We start from the raw sequence: 20,397 nt of genomic DNA, 5'->3' as shown, positions 1-20,397 counted from the left end.
AGATACATACGAGTCTTTTATGCCAGCTGGTTGACGCTAAAACCCACTTTTGGCGGCATAAATATAGGTAATGGTATTTGAGAAAGCCAAGGCATATTAGTTAATTAATAAGGCTTAACTTTCTCAAAATTAATCGCTAATTCACAAATTCATATTTGTTACAGTGACTTCTTACTAAAATACCAATCCTTATACTCATAGCCTTCGTCAGCACGTCTTTCAGCTTCTGCAGCGGTACGAGGTGACGGCACAATGACCTGATCACCCACTTTCCAGTTTTCTGGAGTAGCAACTTTGTTGCCATCACTGGTTTGCAACGCATCAAGTAAACGCAAGAACTCATCAACGGAGCGGCCATTACTCATTGGGTAATAGACCATCGCTCTTAATATACCTTCAGGGTCAATGATAAAAGTGGCACGTACTGCTGAGGTATCACTGGCACCGGGCTGAATCATGCCATAGGACTTTGCAACCTGCATCGACAAATCAGCAATAATAGGAAAGGTAATCTCTACACCAAAATTTTCTTTGATGTTACGCATCCAAGCAATATGCGAATGCACACTATCAATAGATAATCCTAGCAATTCACAGTTTCTAGCACGAAAATCTTCAGCTTTATTAGCAAAGGCTATGAACTCCGTAGTACATACAGGCGTAAAATCTGCTGGATGAGAAAATAGTACTAACCATTTACCTTTGTAATCAGCTAATGATTTCATACCATCAGTGGTTAACGCATTAAAGTCTGGTGACGGTTGGTTGAGTTGAGGAAATTGAATGACGTTAGTTGGTTCCATGTCATCTTGGCATGAACAGTTTTCACGTGAATGTTGACGGTTTCTCATTTGTTTATCCTTAGTTAGATAGGTATTAAATCATTGCAATGGTGCAATACATTAAATATAGCATAGCAATATACTAAAAAATATTATATAGTTTAATATAACTATTAGTTTTTCTAAATGTACCTTGTAACTTATTATCTAATAGCATGTCTTAAACTCGTATGATTAAAATTACTATCCAGCGGCTGTTCGCCATATAAGCAAATATAGCAGCCGATAACTTCGTGAGAAACTGAGAGATATTATGAAACGGATCTTTATTCCTATCCTGACTGCAGTTGCCACTTTTTTGGCAGTTAGTTCTGCCTCTGCTGAAGAAACTCGTCATATCAAGATAGCAAAACCATCGTTATTAGTAATGGTCACATCGGATGATGCTCAGGTGCAGCTAATGTCAATGGTGCTCACTATGCAGTCAGCGAAGCAAGGAGCTAAAACCAACGTATTGCTCTGCGGTTCAGCTGGTGACATGGCACTACGTGATGCGCCTAGCAGTGTTACTACAGGGCAACCTCCAATGAATATGAGTGCACAAGGGTTAATGAAGACAGTGATGGAGAAAACCGAGACTACAGTCGAAGTCTGTGCCATTTATCTTCCGGGTAAAGGTCTTGATAAGTCTGCGCTAATTGATGGTGTTACCGTAGCAGACCCTGCAGCCATTGCTAAATTGATGGTTGATAAAGATACAAAAATAGCCAGTTTTTAATGCTGCTTTTAATGAAAAATCAGTAGCTTAACAGCTGATTAACTTAAGAGTTTCATAGAAAGGACAAAAAAATCACTCTTATGTCCTTGTTTTATATCAATATATTTTAATTAACTATTTTGAATGGTATAGAAGGACATAGGAGATCATTATGAAACGATATTCAAGTAATCAAACCAGTATATCGAATCAAGACGCTTTGGCAGCGTATCCCAATCCGCTGACGATAACAAACAACCAATAGTTTCAAGGTTATTCAATCGTCGTCAATTTATTGGTGCAGGCATTGCAACTGGAGCAGTTATAGGCAGCATGTCACTGAATGGCTGCGTAACGTCTCCCACAGCTCAAGAAAAAGTTAATATTGTTATTGTCGGTGCTGGTATTGCAGGATTGGCCGTTGCCAATAGGTTGAGTCGTCAACTTCCCAATGCCACCTTGACTATATTAGACAATCGACAAGCTCACTATTACCAACCTGGCTACACTTTGTTAGCCACAGGCGTCTGGAATAATACTGACAAGGTTGTAGATAGTAACGCCAACCTTCTTCCTGAAGGAATAAATTGGATACAAGAAAATGCTCGTGAATTTTCACCAGATAACAATCAGCTAATTACTGAGAGTGGCAGAAAAATTGGCTATGACTATCTAGTGGTAGCAACTGGCTTGAGGTTAGGTTTTGAGAAAATAAAAGGTCTTAATATTCAAGACTTAGGCACTGATGGCATTGGTAGTGTTTATCATAGTCCAGAAATTGCTATAAAAACATGGCAACAAATAGATGCCTTTCGTCAAAAAGGAGGGCGCGCTGTAATGACGCTAGCACATACTGACATGAAGTGTGCAGGTGCGCCATTGAAAATGACCTTTATGCTGCATGACAGACTCATACAAGCAGGTACACGACAAAATAGTGATATTCAATTTTTTAGTCCGCATCAGACGGTATTTAGCGTGCCTGTTGTAAACGAAAATATATTATCACGCTGGGCATCTTATGATCCACCAATTGGCGCAAACTTTGAGCAACGCTTAACTGGCATCGATAAAGCAGCAAAAGCTGCCTATTTCACGGATTCAGAGGGCAATCAAAATCGACAAGACTATGATTTTATTCATGTTGTACCACCCATGTTTGCAGTAGACAGTATACTAAACAGCCCCTTAGCCAATAAAAATGGTTGGCTTGACGTCGATAAATATACGCTACAACACAAGCGCTATGAAAATATTTTTGGGGTCGGTGATATTAATGGAACGCCAAAAGGTAAAACAGCCGCAACCGTTAAACTATCTGCACCCATAGTGACGAATAATCTTATTGAGGTGATACAAGGCAAGGTACCTAGTCAAAAATTTGATGGATATACCTCGTGTCCGTTGTTAATCAAAGAAGGTGAGGCGATGCTTGTTGAGTTCGATTATGAAAATAATTTAACCCCAAGTGTGCCTTTGGTTAACCCATTAAAAGAAAGCTATTTTGCATGGTTTCTAGAAGAAATGATGCTGAAACCTGCTTATATGGCTGTTGCCAAAGGTCGAGTTTAACCTCGTATAGTACAGATAGTCAGTATCTTCATAAGTTTCAATGAGCTGGCTACCGTTTATATAAGCGAGGACTTTTACTAAGTTTCGCTAACATTTGCAAAGGAGCTGTCATGTTACTTTTAAATCAAGCATTTATGATGTTGTGGGAAGCTATATTAGAAAATGCGATGCTGGTCGGTGCATTATTCCTATTATTATTGATCACATGGAGTTATTGGGGCATTGCAGGTAGGCATCAAAAGCTAGCATATCGTTTTACCAGTGTACTAGCAGCTATTGCGGCAGGAATTGGCTTTTTTACTTTGCCATTATTTTTTAATTCTAGTTTAGGAAGTCTTAATTATTGGGTAGATTGGGCCTTCCATTTGGCAATGGTAGCAGCATTGTTTGTTTATGCTTATGTGGTTATATTGCCACTGATAACCGGACTGTCTAGGTTAACCAAGCATAGCGCTTAATATCCATAAGAAAAAGTGCTAAATAATCTAAACTGGATTGTTTAACAATACTCATTACTCAATAGATTGGCTTGATACCATCATCTATAAAGTGAATCATTATTATAGATAATCATTAAGATCCGCCTATGTGAAAAAATTCTCGTTTTTAGGTATAACTTCCTTCGCTTGTTTGATCTCTTTAATACACTGCCCCTATCTTCGTGCTTACACATTTTCAGGTATGGTTTTATCTATATGCTTTTTATCCCATTATTTCAGATCTTCAAGCCTGCAGACAGTGGTTGCAGGCTTTGACGCTATCGCTCAGATGGCTAACCATGTGAATGTAAAGAAGTAATCGTCTAACGTTTTAATCAGCATATGAACGACACGTTCTTTTGTCTAAAGCATAGTAACTGACTGACTAAATATAATTAATATATATTTTTGTATACTATACAATAGTATATCGTGTATTATTACTACAGATTTATTTAAATATATTATTGATAATAATCGGCAAGAACAGTTGAATATTAATTATCTTTTTGATCTTTATTTCATAATATTTTTTATATCATCGACAATTATCTAACGACTACCATATATAGCAATCTCTTCGTATAACAGATAGATGGCTGTTAATTTTTAACAGCTTATATTGATAATTTTAGCCAAATAACCATTAGCTATTACCCGTAATATTTTTTACTTTTATGGACGAACAGTTGCTTAAACATATCATGGAAGGTTGCGCCACTCAGTTAATAAACAAAGGTAACCATTTATGTTCGCTGCATTTGTGATCGATCAGATGGATGCGTTGATGCTCGCACGTATCCAATTTGCTTTTGTCATTTCATGGCATATTGTTTTCCCCGCTTTTTCTATCGGACTTGCCAGTTTTTTAACGGTACTAGAGTTTCGTTGGCTTAGAACGGGTAACCCTATCTATGCTGAAGTCTATAAGCATTGGGTCAAGATCTTTGCTGTAGTCTTTGGTCTTGGTGTCGTATCAGGCGTTGTAATGTCCTATCAGTTCGGCACTAACTGGGCTGTGTTCTCAGATAAAGCCGGTAACGTCATAGGTCCATTATTAGCTTATGAAGTATTGACGGCGTTTTTCTTAGAAGCGTCCTTCTTAGGTATCATGCTCTTTGGTTGGGGCCGCGTTAGCAAACGTATGCACTTTGCCTCAACTGCGATTGTCGCTATTGGTACACTGATATCAGCTACTTGGATTTTGTCGGCTAATAGCTTTATGCAAACGCCACAAGGTTTTATGATAGGCGCTGATGGTCTTCTCTATCCTACCAATTGGCTTGAGATTATATTTAACCCCTCCTTCCCCTACCGTTTTGCACATATGGTAACGGCGGCCTACCTAACGACTGCTTTTGTCATCGGCGGCGTTGGCGCTTATTATATTCAATCCAAAAAACACACTGAAAATCGCAAGCACGGTCAAGTCATGCTCGGTATGGCGATGATTATGGCTATCTTTGTTGCGCCAGCTCAAGTGTTGATCGGTGATGAGCATGGTCTAAACACTTTAGAGCATCAGCCGGCTAAAGTTGCCGCAATGGAAGGTATTTGGGAAGATGAGCGCGGTGCAGCTTTGCGTCTATTCGCTATCCCAGATCAAGAAAATCAGACTAATAAGTATGAAGTAAGTATTCCCTATGTCTCAGGGTTAATTCTGACTCATTCACTAGATGGTGAGGTCAAAGGACTTAAAAACTGGGCGCCAGAAGATCAACCACCTGTCGCCATTGTATTCTGGGCATTCCGAATTATGGTTGCTATTGGTACATTGATGGTACTTGTCGGCCTATTCAGTATCTATAAATACTTCAAAAAACAACATTACAACCCTGAAAGCAAATGGTTTCACCGGGCATGGATGGTCATGACCCCGATGGGTTTTATTGCAGTGCTTTCAGGTTGGTTCGTTACTGAAGTAGGACGCCAGCCTTGGACTGTATATGGTGTCATTCGTACCGCTGAGAGTATTTCACCAGTAGCTGCTCAACAAGTCGCCACTACCTTGATTGGCTTTATCGTACTATATATCTTTGTCTTTGGCGCGGGTAGCTTCTACATTTTAAAATTGATTGCTAAAGGCCCACAACCTTATGAAGATCCTGCGGAAGATAATTTCTATGAGCACTCTGTGACTGAAGGTCAGGGTCGTACATTAAGTGGAGATAGTAACCCTACTGAAAATCTCAAACGTGATAATACAGAGGACTTGGATACGCCTGCAAATGATAAAGATGATAAGGGGTTACGCTAATGTTTAACTTTGGTGATGTATTAGATTTACCTCTAATTTGGGGCGGTTTAGTTGCCTTATCTGTCTTCATATACGTTTTGCTTGATGGTTTTGATTTGGGCTGTGGTATTTTATTTCCTTTTGCTGGCTCTGACAAAAATCGTAGCCGCATCATGAACTCTATCGCTCCATTTTGGGACGGCAACGAGACGTGGCTCGTACTTGGTGGTGGCGGTTTATTTGCTGCATTCCCTGTCGCTTATGGCATTGTTATGAGTGGCTTGTACCTACCAGTTATCTTCATGCTATTCGGTTTAATTATGCGCGGTGTCGCGTTTGAGTTTCGATTTAAATCTTCGACACGTCGTCATGTATGGGACAGTTTCTTCTTTGTGGGCTCGGTGTTAGCGACTTTTTGTCAAGGGCTAATGTTGGGTGCTTTAATACAAGGTCTAGAAGCCAGTAATCGTTTATATAGTGGTGGTCCATTCGACTGGTTAACACCTTTCTCCATCATCTGCGGCTTTGCGATGATTATTGGTTATGCCTTACTTGGCTCTACCTGGCTAATCATTAAAACTGAACACAAACTACAGGTATGGGCGCGTAAAGTTTCTGAGTGGCTGCTTTTTGCTTTAGTCGCAGCGATGATAGTGGTAACGGTTTTTATGTATCTCTCAGATATCGTAGCCATCGAAAGCTGGTTCAGTTTACCAGGTATCCTCTACCTAGCTCCGATGCCAATCATTGTGGTATTGCTCTTCTTTTTGATGCGTAAAGACTTGACAGGTGAGCGAGAGTACCGTCCCTTTCTACTAACGGTCGTGTTATTTTTGATGGGTTATATCGGTGTTTGTTTTGCTATTTTCCCTTATATTGTTCCCTATCAGATGACTGTTTATGAAGCGGCGGCGGCGGATACGTCGTTATCCTTTATGCTTGTTGGTGCGGTCATCATGCTACCGATTATCCTAAGTTATACTGCTTTTGCCTATTACACCTTTAAGGGAAAAACAGATCATGAGCATATGTATTAATAATAGATAATCATGACTATCAATAGCTGACAGTTGCTGTAAGTCATTATAGCAACTAAGCCTAACAAGCTGATTAATACGCTAACTAGGAAGTCATTATGAAAAATTTCAGTAAAAAACAAACACAATGGGCATGGTTCATTGGATTGTATATAGCAGGGTTTTTGACTATTTTTATTATTGCGCAATTAATCAAGCTGGCCATGGGCTTGTAATTACTTTAAACATATGACTGAACTCACCTATTCCAAGGCATTAATATGAAAACTTCACATGACTTGGTTAGCGCTGCGAAAGCGCAAATTACTGAAATACCTGTAGCACAGGCTCAAGTTGCTTGTCATAAAGCAGATATCATTATTGATGTCAGAGAGCCTGCTGAATATGCTGCGGGCCATATCAAAGGCGCAATATCAGTACCTCGTGGCATACTGGAATTTAGAATTTCTGACTTACCAGCTATCAAGGGTGCTGATACTGAAATCCTACTATATTGTCAAAGCAGTGGGCGCGCGGCGCTAGCAGCTCAGTCACTAGCAGAACTTGGATATACGCAAGTAGCCTCAATCGCTGGCGGTTATGAGGCATGCCTTGAAACGGACATACCAATAACTATGGCAAATGAAGGTATTGATTTCTATTAATTCATTTGGACAGATACCGCGTGGCTGACTGCTGGAGACTGTATGGTAAATGAATTTAGTATAGAGCAAGTTTATATGATTCATGATTACTCTAAAATTTTCGAGTTTTGTGCCCCCCCCCACTGAGCCTTGGATTACGATTTTTTTCTGAGTAATTGAAGAGACAAGGTGCTTTTTATAGTCGTGCGCAGAATAGGCTCTCAGCGCATCTGGTAAAGAGAATGGCTTACAGCGTACAGAATTATAAAAGTTATCGGCATTACTGTGCTAAAAGTCAATTCGACCATACCATTCAATAAGTAGAATATCACTCTTGAATATACGCCCCTTAAAGAGAAAAACGAATTTTCTTGCAATATTTCCCAAAATATGCAGTGCGCGCAAGATAATATCAGCAGCTTTTAAGAACAAGTACTTAACCTAGCAGAACATCTTTAATCTCTTCTTATTATTCATCATGTATAGCATGTAGTCTTGATATAGTCGTTGCGCTCGTTTTACTATACATAGAGTTAATGCAGCTTATCCTAGAATAATTGTATCGATTAATGATGCGCCCTAAAATTTAACGCAACATTTATATATCAAAGCCGTTTATATTTGATAGAATTATATTTCTGAGATGTTACGCAGTTTTTAACTGACTAACTTATCCCAAAAATTAGGCATAATATTATCAGTATGTTCTGTAATTTAACATATAGATATAAAATCGGATATTATATTTTATAATAAGGATATTCCAGTGAAGAAATTATTCAAAGTTAATTATTCTACTTATTTGGTTGCTACCGCTTTAACTATTAGTGCAGTAAGCATAACAGCATGTAGTGAAACAGAGGTTAAAGCGGTTGACAGGGTGGAAGAAGCTGAAGCTTTAGCACGAGTTGAATCACTTGAATCACAAGCTGCAGCACTTAAGGAGGATATGGCCTCAAATTCAAGTGCCAAACTGACTGTCAGCATGCCCGACGAGTCCACTATTCCAGATGACGAGTTTGGCGCAGCTGTGCGTCGCGGCTTGCAAATTGCTAATCATACTTATAAAGAGTTGCCCGACAATGTTGGCAACCAATTAAATTGTACTAGCTGTCATTTAGGTAATGGCTCAGAAGCTTACGCTGCTCCTTGGAACGGTATGCCAGGTATCTATCCTATTTACCGTAGTCGTGGTGGTCGTGTCAACTCAATTCAAGAGCGTATTAACGGGTGTTTCGAACGCTCAATGAACGGCAAAGCGCTTGACCTAGGTTCAGATGATATGAATGCAATGGTGTCTTATATGAGCTGGCTATCACAAGATTTGCCATACGGTGTCTCACCCGAAGGTCGCGGCTTTGTAAAAATAGATAAAAATTTGGAGCCTAACACAGATAATGGTAAAAAATTATTCGCTGAAAAATGTAGTGTTTGCCATGGTGAAAATGGCGAAGGTCAGTATAATGATGATGGTTCTTACGTTTATCCAGCAGTAGCTGGAGAAAAGTCCTTTAACGATGGCGCAGGTATGGCACGAACATACACAGCAGCTGCTTTTATCAAAGGTAAGATGCCTTTTGGACAAGGTAACTCTCTTAGCGACCAAGAAGCAGTCGATATTGCTAGTTACTTTACTCACTTACCACGCCCTGTGAAAGCTAACAAAGACAAGGACTGGCCCAATGGAGATGCGCCTAAAGACGTACGTCGATAATAAGGTTCAAACCGAAGTATTATTTTTAGATGACTAGAGTTTTTCATCATCTCTATAAATTGAGGTATATTCGAATCCAAATAAATTAGATACAAGGCTATCCATTTGTTCAATAAAAAGTTGTTTTTCTTGCGTCCTGTGACTACGCCGGCAGAGGCTGCGAAAAACAACTTTTCATCTCACTTTAACGTCTTTGTATAGGATTGACTATATTCATCTCAAACATAGTATTAGAGCGAATTCTCAGCTTTAGAGATAGTTATCCTGCTCTTGGCTTTGAGCTTGTACGCATGTAGGAATAGTTTAATCTATATGCTTCTTATGTTATGAACGCAAGGTTTCAAGCGTGTAACCAATCTTAGATGTAATGGCTTGGATGGCTGAACAGTCGGATGGATAGGCGCCTACCGCTTCAATCAGCATACGGATAGCGCGTTCTTTAACCTCAGAAGTGTAGTTTCGTGTTTTCATTGTCGTATTCTCTCAAAATATTAAGGCTCCAACAATCTCGCGGCGGTTCAATACTCTAAATTGAATTTTTTTCGACTTCTACCCTACTTTTAAATATTCGCAAAGCTTATCTTGATAACTGACAAGACACAGTGGATATAAAGTGACAGACACTTAATTTTATATCCTTTGTAAATATCTGATTAACTGTCATAAAATAGCGTTCTTAGTATTAATGTTAAAATATTTTGCTAAAAGAAATCATTTCTATTTACGAATGTTACCTGTGTAAGAATATCTGGTGACAGATGACAAAATTATGCTTATTAAGTGGCGAACGCTCACTCTACGACACTCATCACCAGTAACATTATGGTTTGGCATGCTACTTGCGTACGTTGCCTGGATCATGCATGTCTCAGTGTTGCTGACTCCTTTATGGGATGATAATGCCCATTTAGGTCACGGCATTTGTATTCAGCTTGCACCTGTTGTATCAACCGCTAAGCAGTATGAGCAAGTACAGGATGATATTACTCATACCGCCCACAATATGCCTGGTGATAGCGCAGCTTATCATCTGCACCATCATACCGTTTCGAATTCCTTATCATCGACTTCAACAGCTAACTCAACAGTAAATACCCACAAAGAACTGTCGTCAAAACAATTACATAACAAGCATCACGCTGAAAGCTCTGATCCAGATACTGTAAAACATTCTAGCTGTGATATTTGTCTTTCTATGATGGCGGTGCTTACACCAGAAGTGTTTGCACACACTAACTCTGCTTTGTTTGAGTTGCCCGCCGTATTAGTCGCGTTTTTATATTACTCAACCACTCACTATCCTAGTCATTTTTTACGACCTCTCACCCGCGCTCCTCCTCAAGCCATATTTAAATAATCTTAAACATTCATAGTTCAATACTTTATTAGTGCATTGATAACTTGCTATCAATCAATAAGCTTACTTATTGCTTTGATTGATTGGCTTGTACTCGTTTGCTCAAAATATTGGGCTTGAAATGCTATTTATTTATATCAGTACCTATTCAGTAAGCATCTCATCTAAGCTCGTAAGTGGCTTGGATTGTATGTTGTTGCAAAAAACTGAATAACTGATTCAATTATGTTTTAGGAGTCATTTTTATGACGATGGCATTGTTAACAGCAGCGTTGTTAATGGGATTTTTTGGTTCACCGCATTGCTTGGGTATGTGTGGTGGGATTGTCGCAGCATTTGGGCTGTCTATGAAAGACGTTAGCCCAGCAAAAAAGCGCGGTCTTATCGCCATATATCATATCGGTCGATTACTCAGCTATGCACTATTAGGACTGATTGCAGGTTTGATTGGTACGGCTGTATTAGCCCCACTGATGATGGGTAATAGTACGCCTCGCATCTTACTCGGGCTGGTTTTGGTGTTTGTCGGACTGACGATGCTCGGCCTACCTTTTTTAAATAAGCTTGAGCGACTTGGTATGCGCTTATGGCAAGCACTCGCACCCCTACGTACAAAAGTATTTCCCTTAAATACAGTTCCTCGGGCATTGGCAGCGGGTTTGCTCTGGGGATTTTTACCATGCGGTCTTGTGTATGGTGCGTTACTCATTGCCGTTGTTGGGCATGACCCATTAACAGGCGCTGTTCTGATGTTTGCTTTCGGTCTTGGGACGATTCCTATGCTGGTGGCTACTCATGAAACCGTCAATTGGGTACGCCATCATATTGGGCGTCTACGTCTACGGCAATTGAATGGCGCGATTATGATGATATCGGGGCTGGCCGTTATCGCTGTACCAATGGTCATGGCAAATATGCATGGGCAAATGAATCATGAGCAAATGAATCACGAGCAAATGAATCACGAGCACTGAAAACTAAACAGTCTGACTCTGCTTCTAGCGCTTGTCATCATTTAGATAGCGAGACTTAAAATGATGCGTGTCGCTTTAAAAGCAGAGCCATATAGCCAATTATTATTTAAGGATCTACTAATGAGTAGACAAAGTCAGAAACCAAAAAATTCTCAGCATTACTTTACTGTATGGCGTTGGCACTTTTATTCAGGGATTTTTATTGCCCCTTTTTTAATCATTCTTGCTTGTACTGCACTTGGCATGTTGCTGATGTCTAATGCGACTGGCCGAGACAACGATCGCTTGACCATTATCCCACAGTCCACGGTACAAATGCCTGTTTCAACTCAAGCCAAAACTGCGCTTGAGAGTGTTCCTGATAGTACGCTTGTTAAATACATTGCGCCCCGAGAATCAAACACAGTTGCGCTCTTCCAGGTAAAATCAGAGAGTCAAGATAACATGGTGGCTATTGATCCTTATACTGCGGATATCGTCAAAAGCATACCGACACAAAGTAATTTGTATCACACTTTTGATGCCATTCATGGAGAACTGCTTTTAGGAACGGTCGGGGATTATATCCAAGAAACCACGGCGGCGTTGACCATCCTAATGATCTTAACAGGTTGGTATTTGTGGTGGCAAAAACGCAAATCGGTCAAAGCCATGCTAGTCCCTGATGGGGATACGAGCTTGAAACAAAAACGCTCGTTCTTTCGTACGATTCACGCCACATTAGGAAGTTGGATATCGATTGTCTTACTGTTTTTTTGTATTTCTGGTATGGCATGGGCAGGTATTTGGGGTGGCAAAGTGGTACAGGCATGGAGTCAATTTCCTGCGGGCAAATGGGGCGTAGCTCCTGTACCTACTTCAATCGATCCCGATGATCCTCATGCGGGTATGGACATGAGCGAAGCAACCCCTCATGTTCATGGCTCAAGCAGCACGCCAACACATGGTAGCGTCTTAAATACAGGGAAAACTAAGGAAGTGCCTTGGGTACTTGAGCTAACACCCATGCCAATTTCTGGCACGACCAAAGGTAAGGATGGTATTGCACCCAACATACCTATCAATATAGATACAGTGGATAAGTATGCCCATGAAATAGGGTTTACGGGCCGTTATCACCTAAACGTGCCACAAGATAGCACAGGCGTTTGGACGCTCAGCCAAGATTCCATGAGCTATGATATGCACAGTCCCACAGCTGACCGTACTGTACATATCGACCGTTACTCGGGTAAAGTATTGGCAGATATTCGCTATGATGACTACAACGCGTTTGGGAAGTTTATGGCAGCAGGTATTGCCCTACATATGGGAACGCTTGGGTGGTGGAGCATACTCGCTAACGTACTGTTTTGCCTAGCAGTCATCGGTATCTGCATCAGTGGTTATGTGATGTGGTGGCAACGTAGGCCTAATACTCAGGAGGTTATCGGGTTAAACCCACCAGCACGCGGTATTAAGAGATCGATACCAACATGGTTAGCGATTATTCTTATTGTCGTAGCAATAATCTTTCCCACAGCAATCATCGCCATCATCGTTATAGCGTTGTTAGATTTTTTGGTTATTTCGCGTTTTTCTGTTTTAGAGAAATTATTGAAATAAAGTTTTATCGAAAGTAAAGTTATAATAATTGCGATAGTTTAAACTATCGCAGTTATTATAATAGCTTTGATTTTATAAGAAGTGTATTAAATAAAATAACTATCTATATGAATACTTAGCAGACTGTCGTTACCATCAAATCTGTAAGATGAAACTTAGGGAGTCAAGTCCATAAATATTAACTTGGAAGACTATCGTTTTGAAAAAATTCTGATTTGCTGTTTACTTCCATCCAAATATGAAAATATCAAAAAAATGTTAATTAATAGACTACTTAAAATATTCTATTGTAAAAAAAACCGCTCATATTAGATCATTGAGTTGATCGTATTCATTACAGCTTATTCGAATACTTTATTTCTGTCATAACAGACTTGATCAATATAATTTTTAAGATAAAACCAACTCATAATTCGTACTACGCCCTGATGCTACAGACTTTTGCATCATACCCTTCTCTATCAAATCATTAATATCGCGTAGTGCCGTGTCTATAGAGCATTTAGTAATGGTCGCCCATTTTTTAGTGGTAAGCTTGCCATAAAAATCAGTCAGCAAAGCGTTCAGCATTTTCACTTGCCTATCATTCAAAGCATGCTGTCGATGCACCTGCCAAAAACTTGATTTACTGATAATTTTATCTGTGGTTTCTTGAGCCGCAACGAGTGATTGCTCTAGCGTTTGTAAAAACCACATCAACCAATCCGTGATATCTTTATCACCTTTTTGTGTACGTTCTAGTATTTTGTAATAGTCATTACGCTGTTTAAGAATTTGCGCTGACATACTATAAAATCGCTGGGCACTGTTATCACTTTGCGCGAGCATTCGCTCTGTGAGTGCTCGTGTTAGTCGTCCATTTCCATCGTCAAATGGATGCAAAGTTACAAACCATAAATGAGCGATACCTGCTTTTATGACCAAATCTATATCTTCTTGCTTATTTGGCGAAGTGTTAAACCACAATAAAAATTTGTCTAACTCATCTGGCAATCTATCCGCACTCGGAGCGATAAAATGAATCCGCTCGCGACCATACCCACCAGACACTACTTGCATTGGCCCTTTACTATCATCACGGATACTGCCTGCTTGAACGCGATAAAGCCCACTATATCCATCTGGAAATAATGCTCGATGCCATCCGAGTAAGTCACCTAATAATAGTGGCTTTTGATAGTGATAGGTGGCACTTAGCATCATCTCTACCACTGCATCGATCTCACGAGTAGTCGTTGGCATACTGGCATTATCTAACCCTAAATGCCGCGCAACTGAAGAACGAACTTGCTCACTATTTAGCGTCTCACCTTCTATCTCAGAAGTTTTTATAACCTCTAAAGTCACCGCATCTAACTGTGCCTCAACGTTCAGATCAAACCCTAGTGTTAGCAGCTTTCCTAGTAAACGGCCTTGTAATATCCGCACACGACTGACGAGTGGCAATAGCTTTTTGTCCGACCATTGCCATTCAGTCCAATTTGAATGCTCATGGATATAAGTAATATGCTTCATATGTTCCTCAGAAATATGCAGAGATTAGAACAGTAATCTCCTTATATTATGCAGAGAATAAGCAATAGAAACAATACCTAGAAATTTTAAAACCAGAAAATCAATCGAACCATTAAAGAGGGATTTTTAATCAAAGCACTTGGTTTTTTGTTCTGAGTGTTGATTGAGTGGAGGTAAAAGTACTATAAAACTATAGTGCCCAAATACGAGTTAAATTTTATAGTACGGTAATTTACTTCTGATTTTTTTACTTATTTAATATCTGTAGGTCAATAAAATCAATGTATGTAAGATAATATCATTTTTTACGTGTTCGTCGACCTACCTTGACATGGTAGAGGTCAGCAGTTCGAATCTGCTTATGCCTACCAAATTTAGAAAGCCCCGATCTCACGATTGGGGCTTTTTTTTGTTCGTAAAATATGGGCTGTAGCGGAAAATAATTGCCTACATCGACTCATAGTCATGATTAAGAATTGCAGCGGTTCATTGGTATTGCTGAGAAGCTGTTACCTTTGAAGCGTTAGCTGGTGAGTAGCAATGAAGATCTATTGATGAAAACTATGTCATCTACTGACTATCAAGATATTAAGCAGCAATCTAATGAGTCGAAAAATGCTCTTCATATCGGTATTGCTAGTCAAGACCATAGAGAACAAACGAATAAATGGCAATACGCGCCGCTACTACGGTTTTTTGTACATATGATGCTGATTACAGATGAGAAACTATCTATTGTGAATTAATTTTTCTAAATTATTCACAGATTTTTTTAGATTCAAGTCTAAGGCCAATCATCATAAGAACTAGAATGTGCTTGAAAATTTCATGAGCATATATATGCCCATACCGACCATCATGATGTTTTCGGTCAAAGATACAAAACCAAGCGGTACATTTGAGTTACCACCAACGCAGGCACATTTTAACTCACGCTTGTCTATATAGACGGCCTTAAATACTGAGAGGCCATTGATACCGCCTATAAATATAGCAACCACAGACGCTACTACACTTAGCCATGCGACACCTGCTAACATGGCAATACCTACAAACGCCTCAGCAAAAGGATAAACGTAGGCGTAACGGACCATCTTACGTGCTAATAAATCATATCCCAAAAATTGATTGGTAAAGCTCTCCAAGTCTTGCAACTTTTGAATAGCAAGCACGATCATGGATAAGGCAACAAACCAGATGATAGTTTGTACCGAAAACAATGTGCTGCTAAAACCCCAAGTGAGTGAAATACTAGCGAGTGCTGTGGTTGCGAATATCGCGATCACTGGCGTGTAGCTCATCTCATTACTTTCAGAAACCTCTTTGCCAAAAAACGCTTGCAAATCGTCATACCCGCCTATGCGCTCGCCATCGATAAAAATCTGCGGCGTAGTTTTAACATTGAACTTGTCTTTAAGTGCTTGAGTTTCAGCATTATTCGTCAAATGCTTGTCTTCGACCTGATAACCATTACGCTCTAAAAGATCGAGTGCTTTTAAACCAAATGGACAAACATGATCAGGTTTGACCATGCGATAAACCACGGCTGTTCTCATAATACACACTCCTATCTAATTTCTAACCTCTAGATTTCATCTTTTAAACTCTTTATGCTTTATTCCAGCTCATCAATCAACTGCTTCATTTCATCAATTTCACGCTTTTGTGCTTTTATAATGTCGTCAGCAAGCTTACGTACACGCGGGTCTTCGATATCAGCCCGGGTACTGGTCAAAATAGCGATAGAATGATGCGGTATCATGGCCTGCATCCAATCGACTTGATCGACAGTTGCTTGTGATCTAACACCCCAAATACCAACAGCAAACATCAACACGCTCAGACCATAGATCATCAAATTGACCTTGGTCTTCTTATACATATTAGTCATAAATGCCAACATGATCACTGACATACCGGCACCCATGTAGAGCGCCATATAAGCTCGGGTTTCACTAAAATAAATATGATCCCATTCATAAGTGTTGAAATACATCATGATGTACATCACAATCGTAGACGTTAGAATCATCAGGGTGAACTTTACATACGGGTTCATGCCCTGTTGATGATTCATGTTTTTCTGATCTGAAGCATTCATAGTATATCTCCTATTATTTTAATGATATTAGAACCAGAATTTGACCCCCGTTGTCAAACTACTGCTATCAATTGATTCATTATGTTGACGTCGTTGACCACGAGCACTACCAAGTGCCGTCTCATAACTCACACCAACGTAAGGCGCTAATTGACGGCTTAGTGTCTCATAAGTCAGCCTCACTTCAGCCTCTAATTCATTAAAGCCTTTAGTAATATGGTTGTCGCTATCCTCTTTGCTAAATGCCGTTAGTTCTACTTCTGGTATCACAACCCAATGCTGATTCAAACGCCACTCATATTCTGCGCCGAGGTCCAATCGGACTTGTCCATCAGAGTACAGATAAGCCATTGCATCGGTTTCAATAAAATAAGGTGCTGTGCCCTCAATACCCGCCATAATAGCAGGCTTATCGTTCTCGGTATCGTAGGCTACCCCTGCCAAACCATTCCAGAAGATACTTAGTGGCTTCCAATAAGACAACGAGGTCAGACTATCAATTTCTTTATCACCCTTGGTCTGAACACTACCTTCGCTGCGTAAAGAAAGGCGGCGCTCATCTAGGCCATACCAAGCACCAACCTCATAATTAATCTGATCGTCATCAAACTGATAACCTAAATCATCTACAGAAACGCCCCATAATGGCATATCACCCATCATCATAGGCTTACCATAACGTCCATAGGGAACGCCGTTTGAGTAGTCAGGACTGCGAGCATCAGCTGGAGCTTGACCACCTTGCATACCTGACATATCCATGCTGCTGTGATCCATACCGGACATATCCATACTGCTGTGATCCATGCCAGACATATCCATACCGCTGTGATCCATATCAGACATATCCATACCGCTGTGGTCCATATCAGACATATCCATACTGCTATGATCCATATCAGACATATCCATACTGCTATGATCCATGCCAGACATATCCATGCTGCTGTGGTCCATACCTGACATGTCCATACTGCTGTGGTCCATACCTGACATGTCCATACTGCTATGATCCATGTCAGACATATCCATGCTGCTGTGGTCCATACCTGACATGTCCATACTGCTATGATCCATAATGGGCATCTCAGCAGCATTTGCTAAAGGTAACGTTAATAACATCAAAGATGACATGCCAATAAACGGTAGACTTACTTTATAAATTTTCATAATAAGGCTCATATTCGAAGGTTTATTAAACGACGGCCATTTCTCTGAACATACCGGCTTCCATGTGATACAGCAGATGACAATGCCATGCCCATCGTCCAGCTTCTCCTGTCACATCGAAGCTAATCTTTTGCGCTGGCTGTACCATAATAGTATGCTTGCGCACCTGAAACTCGCCGTTAGGCATACGTAAATCACTCCACATCCCATGTAGATGCATCGGATGATTCATCATCGTGTCATTAACCAAGGTAATACGTACGCGCTCACCCGGCTTAATATTCACTGGTGTCGCGTCACTAAATTTGACCCCATCGAACGCCCAAATATAGCGCTCCATGTTACCGGTTAAATGTAGTTCTATCTCTCGGGTAGGTTTGCGCTGCTCCGCAAATATTGCCTCATCGACAGAGCGCAGCTGACTATAATTCAATACCTCTCTATTAATATTGCGCAGGTTGATACCGGGATCATCAAGGTTCATACGTGGACTGTCCACACGCATATCACTCTTAAAATCGTATTCTGTTTTGGCATGACGGGCTTTATAACCATCAGCACCCATAGCGCCCATCATATCTGCCATTGTGAGCCATTCAACTTTGTCCATAGCAGGTATCGCAGCACGAGCGCCTTCTTTGGTTGCAAGTGTTGCTGCAACATAGCCTGAACGGTCTATGTTTTGGGCAAATATGGTATGGGCATCTTTGGTCGGGGTAACGATGACATCATAAGTCTCAGCCACACCAATACGAAAATCATCAATCGCAACTGGTGCGACATCGATACCATCGGTTGCCACCACAGTCATTTTGAGACCGGGTATGCGTACATCAAAGATAGTTTGCGCTGAGGCATTGATGAAGCGTAATTTAACGCGCTGTCCTGCTTTAACGATTTGTGCCCAATTAGCTGCCGTTGTTTTGCCATTAATAAGGTAGGTAAAGGTAGTCTCACCCGACAAGTCAGTAAAATCGGTTGGCATCATGCGCATCTGATTCCACATTTTGCGCTTATCAAACGCGGTTTTCATATCCGTTTCGGCAATATCAGACAACAGCTTCTTGAAGTCTGGCAGATGATAGTTGTCAAAGTCTGCGCGCTGTTTGAGCAGCTTCAGTAGATTATACGGATTACGGCTGGTCCAATCACTGAGCACGATCACGTGGTCTTCTTCGATAGGATGACGCTCGCGACCTTTGGGTTCAATCACCATAGCACCCAGCATGCCAGTTTGTTCTTGGAAACCACTGTGTGAGTGATACCAATAGGTGCCTGACTGCATGAGCTTAAACTTATAAGTAAAGGTGCTGTGCGCAGGAATGCCCTCAAAGCTAATTCCAGGTACACCGTCCATTTCAAACGGCACCAGCAACCCATGCCAATGAATAGAAGTTGACTCATCCATCTGGTTATGAACACGTATCACCACCGTATCACCTTCACGCATCTTTAGCGTTGGTGCTGGCAGTGAATCATTGATGAGCGTTGCCATGCTCTTTTTACCGTTCACAATAGCAGACTGTTTACTGACGTATAAATCAAACTCTTTACCTGTCAATACAGGTACTTTATGAGTGTTTTGATCACTATTAATGGTGGCCGCCTGACTGCTCGAGCGATTCGAATGTCCCAATGCGCTACTAGCAATGGTCGGTATCAAGGAAGCACCAAGGACAGCAGAAGATCCAGTCAAAAAACGTCGGCGGTTCAGTATGTTCTGTTTATTCATAATGATGACCTAATTTAATTTGCGAGATAGTGGTTAAGCTTGTGGTTATAATATTTTTTATATTTAGCGGATACTTCAATCATAGTTGCTGCTGAGGAGACTCAATATCGGCATAAACTTCTGTGGTGCCGTCTTTGTTAAGTTGCATTACCTTGTAAGGCATAAATTTACCTTCATACTCCATACCGGGGCTACCAACAGGCATACTTGGTACAGCAAGTCCAATGGCTTGTGCAGGAGTATTTGCTAAGAACTGTGCCATGTATTTTGCAGGAACATGTCCTTCAAAAACAAAGCCGTCGGTGGTGACGGTGGTATGACAAGAACGCATCTGCTGCGGTACGCTATAACGTTCTTTGAATAAAGACAGATCTTCAACATCGTGTGCGGTTGCGCTTAATCCATTATTTTCTGCATAGCTTACCCATTCTTTGCAACACCCACAGTTGGCATCTTTATAAACCGTCGCTGAAACATTCTTAAGTAGGTCTGATTGGTTGACTACAGGCGTCGTAACCGCTGTAGATTCAGCTTGTGTTTCTGTCACCTGATTGGTTGATGTGGCAACAGTTGGCTCAGGTTGTACGGGTTTTGAATCAGAAGTGCCCGTATTTGATTGGCTACAAGCCGCTAGTAACAGTGAAGATGTCATCATCACTAAAAGCGTACGACCAGATAACTGGTTGTGCTTACTAGAAAACATATTGGTATAGCGTCTCATAAAACACTCCTAAGCATGTATT

The 20,397-nt window shown here is 40.6% G+C and carries 20 protein-coding genes; 12 read left to right on the top strand and 8 right to left on the bottom strand.

The window, feature by feature from the left end:
• Positions 1-158: 158 nt before the first annotated feature.
• The gene (locus ACHUET_RS11450) at positions 159-851 is read right to left on the bottom strand and encodes a peroxiredoxin (RefSeq protein WP_394212930.1); all 693 of its coding nucleotides are present in this window, start codon (positions 849-851) and stop codon (positions 159-161) included.
• A gap of 244 nt (positions 852-1,095) precedes the next feature.
• Here ACHUET_RS11450 and ACHUET_RS11445 point away from each other — a divergent pair, with 244 nt between their 5' ends.
• From ACHUET_RS11445 to ACHUET_RS11410, 8 genes are all read left to right on the top strand, one after another.
• The gene (locus ACHUET_RS11445; RefSeq protein ID WP_394212928.1) at positions 1,096-1,560 is read left to right on the top strand and encodes a DsrE family protein; all 465 of its coding nucleotides are present in this window, start codon (positions 1,096-1,098) and stop codon (positions 1,558-1,560) included.
• Between the two features lie 312 nt (positions 1,561-1,872).
• The gene (locus ACHUET_RS11440; RefSeq protein WP_394212926.1) at positions 1,873-3,111 is read left to right on the top strand and encodes an NAD(P)/FAD-dependent oxidoreductase; all 1,239 of its coding nucleotides are present in this window, start codon (positions 1,873-1,875) and stop codon (positions 3,109-3,111) included.
• A gap of 110 nt (positions 3,112-3,221) precedes the next feature.
• Entirely contained in the window at positions 3,222-3,569 is a 348-nt protein-coding gene (locus tag ACHUET_RS11435) for a hypothetical protein (protein WP_394212925.1), read from the top strand.
• 769 nt (positions 3,570-4,338) lie between these two features.
• Positions 4,339-5,847, top strand: coding sequence for a cytochrome ubiquinol oxidase subunit I (locus ACHUET_RS11430; protein WP_394212923.1), 1,509 nt, complete (start codon positions 4,339-4,341; stop codon positions 5,845-5,847).
• Entirely contained in the window at positions 5,847-6,863 is a 1,017-nt protein-coding gene (gene cydB, locus ACHUET_RS11425; protein WP_394212921.1) for a cytochrome d ubiquinol oxidase subunit II, read from the top strand. Before ACHUET_RS11430 ends, cydB begins: the two co-directional genes overlap by 1 nt.
• Before the next feature lie 98 nt (positions 6,864-6,961).
• On the top strand, positions 6,962-7,078 hold the full coding sequence (locus ACHUET_RS11420; RefSeq protein WP_394212919.1) for a DUF2474 domain-containing protein: 117 nt from the start codon (positions 6,962-6,964) through the stop codon (positions 7,076-7,078).
• Between the two features lie 45 nt (positions 7,079-7,123).
• Positions 7,124-7,507 carry a rhodanese-like domain-containing protein gene (locus ACHUET_RS11415; RefSeq protein WP_394212917.1) on the top strand — a complete coding sequence of 128 codons (384 nt, stop codon included), beginning with the start codon at positions 7,124-7,126 and terminating at the stop codon, positions 7,505-7,507.
• 745 nt (positions 7,508-8,252) lie between these two features.
• Positions 8,253-9,200 carry a c-type cytochrome gene (locus ACHUET_RS11410; RefSeq protein WP_394212915.1) on the top strand — a complete coding sequence of 316 codons (948 nt, stop codon included), beginning with the start codon at positions 8,253-8,255 and terminating at the stop codon, positions 9,198-9,200.
• Positions 9,201-9,524: 324 nt separating this feature from the next.
• Here ACHUET_RS11410 and ACHUET_RS11405 read toward each other — a convergent pair whose 3' ends face one another.
• Complete coding sequence (locus ACHUET_RS11405) at positions 9,525-9,671, bottom strand: hypothetical protein (RefSeq protein WP_394212914.1); 147 nt, start codon at positions 9,669-9,671, stop codon at positions 9,525-9,527.
• 280 nt (positions 9,672-9,951) lie between these two features.
• Here ACHUET_RS11405 and ACHUET_RS11400 point away from each other — a divergent pair, with 280 nt between their 5' ends.
• From ACHUET_RS11400 to ACHUET_RS11390, 3 genes are all read left to right on the top strand, one after another.
• A complete protein-coding gene (locus ACHUET_RS11400; protein ID WP_394212912.1) occupies positions 9,952-10,557 on the top strand; it encodes a hypothetical protein in 606 nt (201 codons plus the stop codon).
• A 245-nt stretch (positions 10,558-10,802) separates the two neighbouring features.
• Positions 10,803-11,531 carry a sulfite exporter TauE/SafE family protein gene (locus ACHUET_RS11395; protein WP_394212910.1) on the top strand — a complete coding sequence of 243 codons (729 nt, stop codon included), beginning with the start codon at positions 10,803-10,805 and terminating at the stop codon, positions 11,529-11,531.
• 120 nt (positions 11,532-11,651) lie between these two features.
• A complete protein-coding gene (locus ACHUET_RS11390; RefSeq protein ID WP_394212908.1) occupies positions 11,652-13,136 on the top strand; it encodes a PepSY-associated TM helix domain-containing protein in 1,485 nt (494 codons plus the stop codon).
• Between the two features lie 390 nt (positions 13,137-13,526).
• Here the strand turns inward: ACHUET_RS11390 and ACHUET_RS11385 are convergent, their stop codons facing one another.
• Positions 13,527-14,651 carry a Fic family protein gene (locus ACHUET_RS11385; RefSeq protein WP_394212906.1) on the bottom strand — a complete coding sequence of 375 codons (1,125 nt, stop codon included), beginning with the start codon at positions 14,649-14,651 and terminating at the stop codon, positions 13,527-13,529.
• A gap of 554 nt (positions 14,652-15,205) precedes the next feature.
• On the opposite strand from ACHUET_RS11385, the gene ACHUET_RS11380 reads away from it, so the two are divergent.
• The gene (locus tag ACHUET_RS11380; RefSeq protein ID WP_394212905.1) at positions 15,206-15,397 is read left to right on the top strand and encodes a hypothetical protein; all 192 of its coding nucleotides are present in this window, start codon (positions 15,206-15,208) and stop codon (positions 15,395-15,397) included.
• A gap of 60 nt (positions 15,398-15,457) precedes the next feature.
• On the opposite strand, the gene ACHUET_RS11375 is transcribed toward ACHUET_RS11380, so the two are convergent.
• The 5 genes from ACHUET_RS11375 to ACHUET_RS11355 form a co-directional block, all read right to left on the bottom strand.
• The gene (locus tag ACHUET_RS11375; protein WP_394212903.1) at positions 15,458-16,207 is read right to left on the bottom strand and encodes a MauE/DoxX family redox-associated membrane protein; all 750 of its coding nucleotides are present in this window, start codon (positions 16,205-16,207) and stop codon (positions 15,458-15,460) included.
• Positions 16,208-16,266: 59 nt separating this feature from the next.
• Positions 16,267-16,752 carry a DUF305 domain-containing protein gene (locus ACHUET_RS11370; RefSeq protein WP_394212901.1) on the bottom strand — a complete coding sequence of 162 codons (486 nt, stop codon included), beginning with the start codon at positions 16,750-16,752 and terminating at the stop codon, positions 16,267-16,269.
• Between the two features lie 27 nt (positions 16,753-16,779).
• Positions 16,780-17,922: a copper resistance protein B gene (locus tag ACHUET_RS11365; protein ID WP_394212899.1), complete on the bottom strand. Its 1,143-nt coding sequence runs from the start codon at positions 17,920-17,922 to the stop codon at positions 16,780-16,782.
• Positions 17,923-17,947: 25 nt separating this feature from the next.
• Positions 17,948-19,654, bottom strand: a complete 1,707-nt coding sequence (locus ACHUET_RS11360; RefSeq protein ID WP_394212897.1) for a copper resistance system multicopper oxidase — start codon at positions 19,652-19,654, stop codon at positions 17,948-17,950.
• A 79-nt stretch (positions 19,655-19,733) separates the two neighbouring features.
• Positions 19,734-20,375, bottom strand: a complete 642-nt coding sequence (locus ACHUET_RS11355) for a DUF411 domain-containing protein (RefSeq protein ID WP_394212896.1) — start codon at positions 20,373-20,375, stop codon at positions 19,734-19,736.
• Positions 20,376-20,397: the final 22 nt, after the last annotated feature.

Origin of the sequence: Psychrobacter piscatorii, assembly GCF_043641605.1 — a bacterium.
GTDB lineage: Bacteria > Pseudomonadota > Gammaproteobacteria > Pseudomonadales > Moraxellaceae > Psychrobacter > Psychrobacter piscatorii_C.
The sequence above is the reverse complement of the archived record's forward strand: the minus strand, read 5'-3'. Positions and strand labels throughout refer to the sequence as shown.

Coding starts and splice junctions, on each gene's coding strand:
- ACHUET_RS11450 (WP_394212930.1), bottom strand. CDS start 851: ATGAGAAACCGTCAACATTCACGTGAAAACTGTTCATGCCAAGATGAC.
- ACHUET_RS11445 (WP_394212928.1), top strand. CDS start 1,096: ATGAAACGGATCTTTATTCCTATCCTGACTGCAGTTGCCACTTTTTTG.
- ACHUET_RS11440 (WP_394212926.1), top strand. CDS start 1,873: ATGTCACTGAATGGCTGCGTAACGTCTCCCACAGCTCAAGAAAAAGTT.
- ACHUET_RS11435 (WP_394212925.1), top strand. CDS start 3,222: ATGTTACTTTTAAATCAAGCATTTATGATGTTGTGGGAAGCTATATTA.
- ACHUET_RS11430 (WP_394212923.1), top strand. CDS start 4,339: ATGTTCGCTGCATTTGTGATCGATCAGATGGATGCGTTGATGCTCGCA.
- cydB (WP_394212921.1), top strand. CDS start 5,847: ATGTTTAACTTTGGTGATGTATTAGATTTACCTCTAATTTGGGGCGGT.
- ACHUET_RS11420 (WP_394212919.1), top strand. CDS start 6,962: ATGAAAAATTTCAGTAAAAAACAAACACAATGGGCATGGTTCATTGGA.
- ACHUET_RS11415 (WP_394212917.1), top strand. CDS start 7,124: ATGAAAACTTCACATGACTTGGTTAGCGCTGCGAAAGCGCAAATTACT.
- ACHUET_RS11405 (WP_394212914.1), bottom strand. CDS start 9,671: ATGAAAACACGAAACTACACTTCTGAGGTTAAAGAACGCGCTATCCGT.
- ACHUET_RS11395 (WP_394212910.1), top strand. CDS start 10,803: ATGACGATGGCATTGTTAACAGCAGCGTTGTTAATGGGATTTTTTGGT.
- ACHUET_RS11390 (WP_394212908.1), top strand. CDS start 11,652: ATGAGTAGACAAAGTCAGAAACCAAAAAATTCTCAGCATTACTTTACT.
- ACHUET_RS11385 (WP_394212906.1), bottom strand. CDS start 14,651: ATGAAGCATATTACTTATATCCATGAGCATTCAAATTGGACTGAATGG.
- ACHUET_RS11380 (WP_394212905.1), top strand. CDS start 15,206: ATGAAAACTATGTCATCTACTGACTATCAAGATATTAAGCAGCAATCT.
- ACHUET_RS11375 (WP_394212903.1), bottom strand. CDS start 16,207: ATGAGAACAGCCGTGGTTTATCGCATGGTCAAACCTGATCATGTTTGT.
- ACHUET_RS11370 (WP_394212901.1), bottom strand. CDS start 16,752: ATGAATGCTTCAGATCAGAAAAACATGAATCATCAACAGGGCATGAAC.
- ACHUET_RS11365 (WP_394212899.1), bottom strand. CDS start 17,922: ATGAAAATTTATAAAGTAAGTCTACCGTTTATTGGCATGTCATCTTTG.
- ACHUET_RS11360 (WP_394212897.1), bottom strand. CDS start 19,654: ATGAATAAACAGAACATACTGAACCGCCGACGTTTTTTGACTGGATCT.
- ACHUET_RS11355 (WP_394212896.1), bottom strand. CDS start 20,375: ATGAGACGCTATACCAATATGTTTTCTAGTAAGCACAACCAGTTATCT.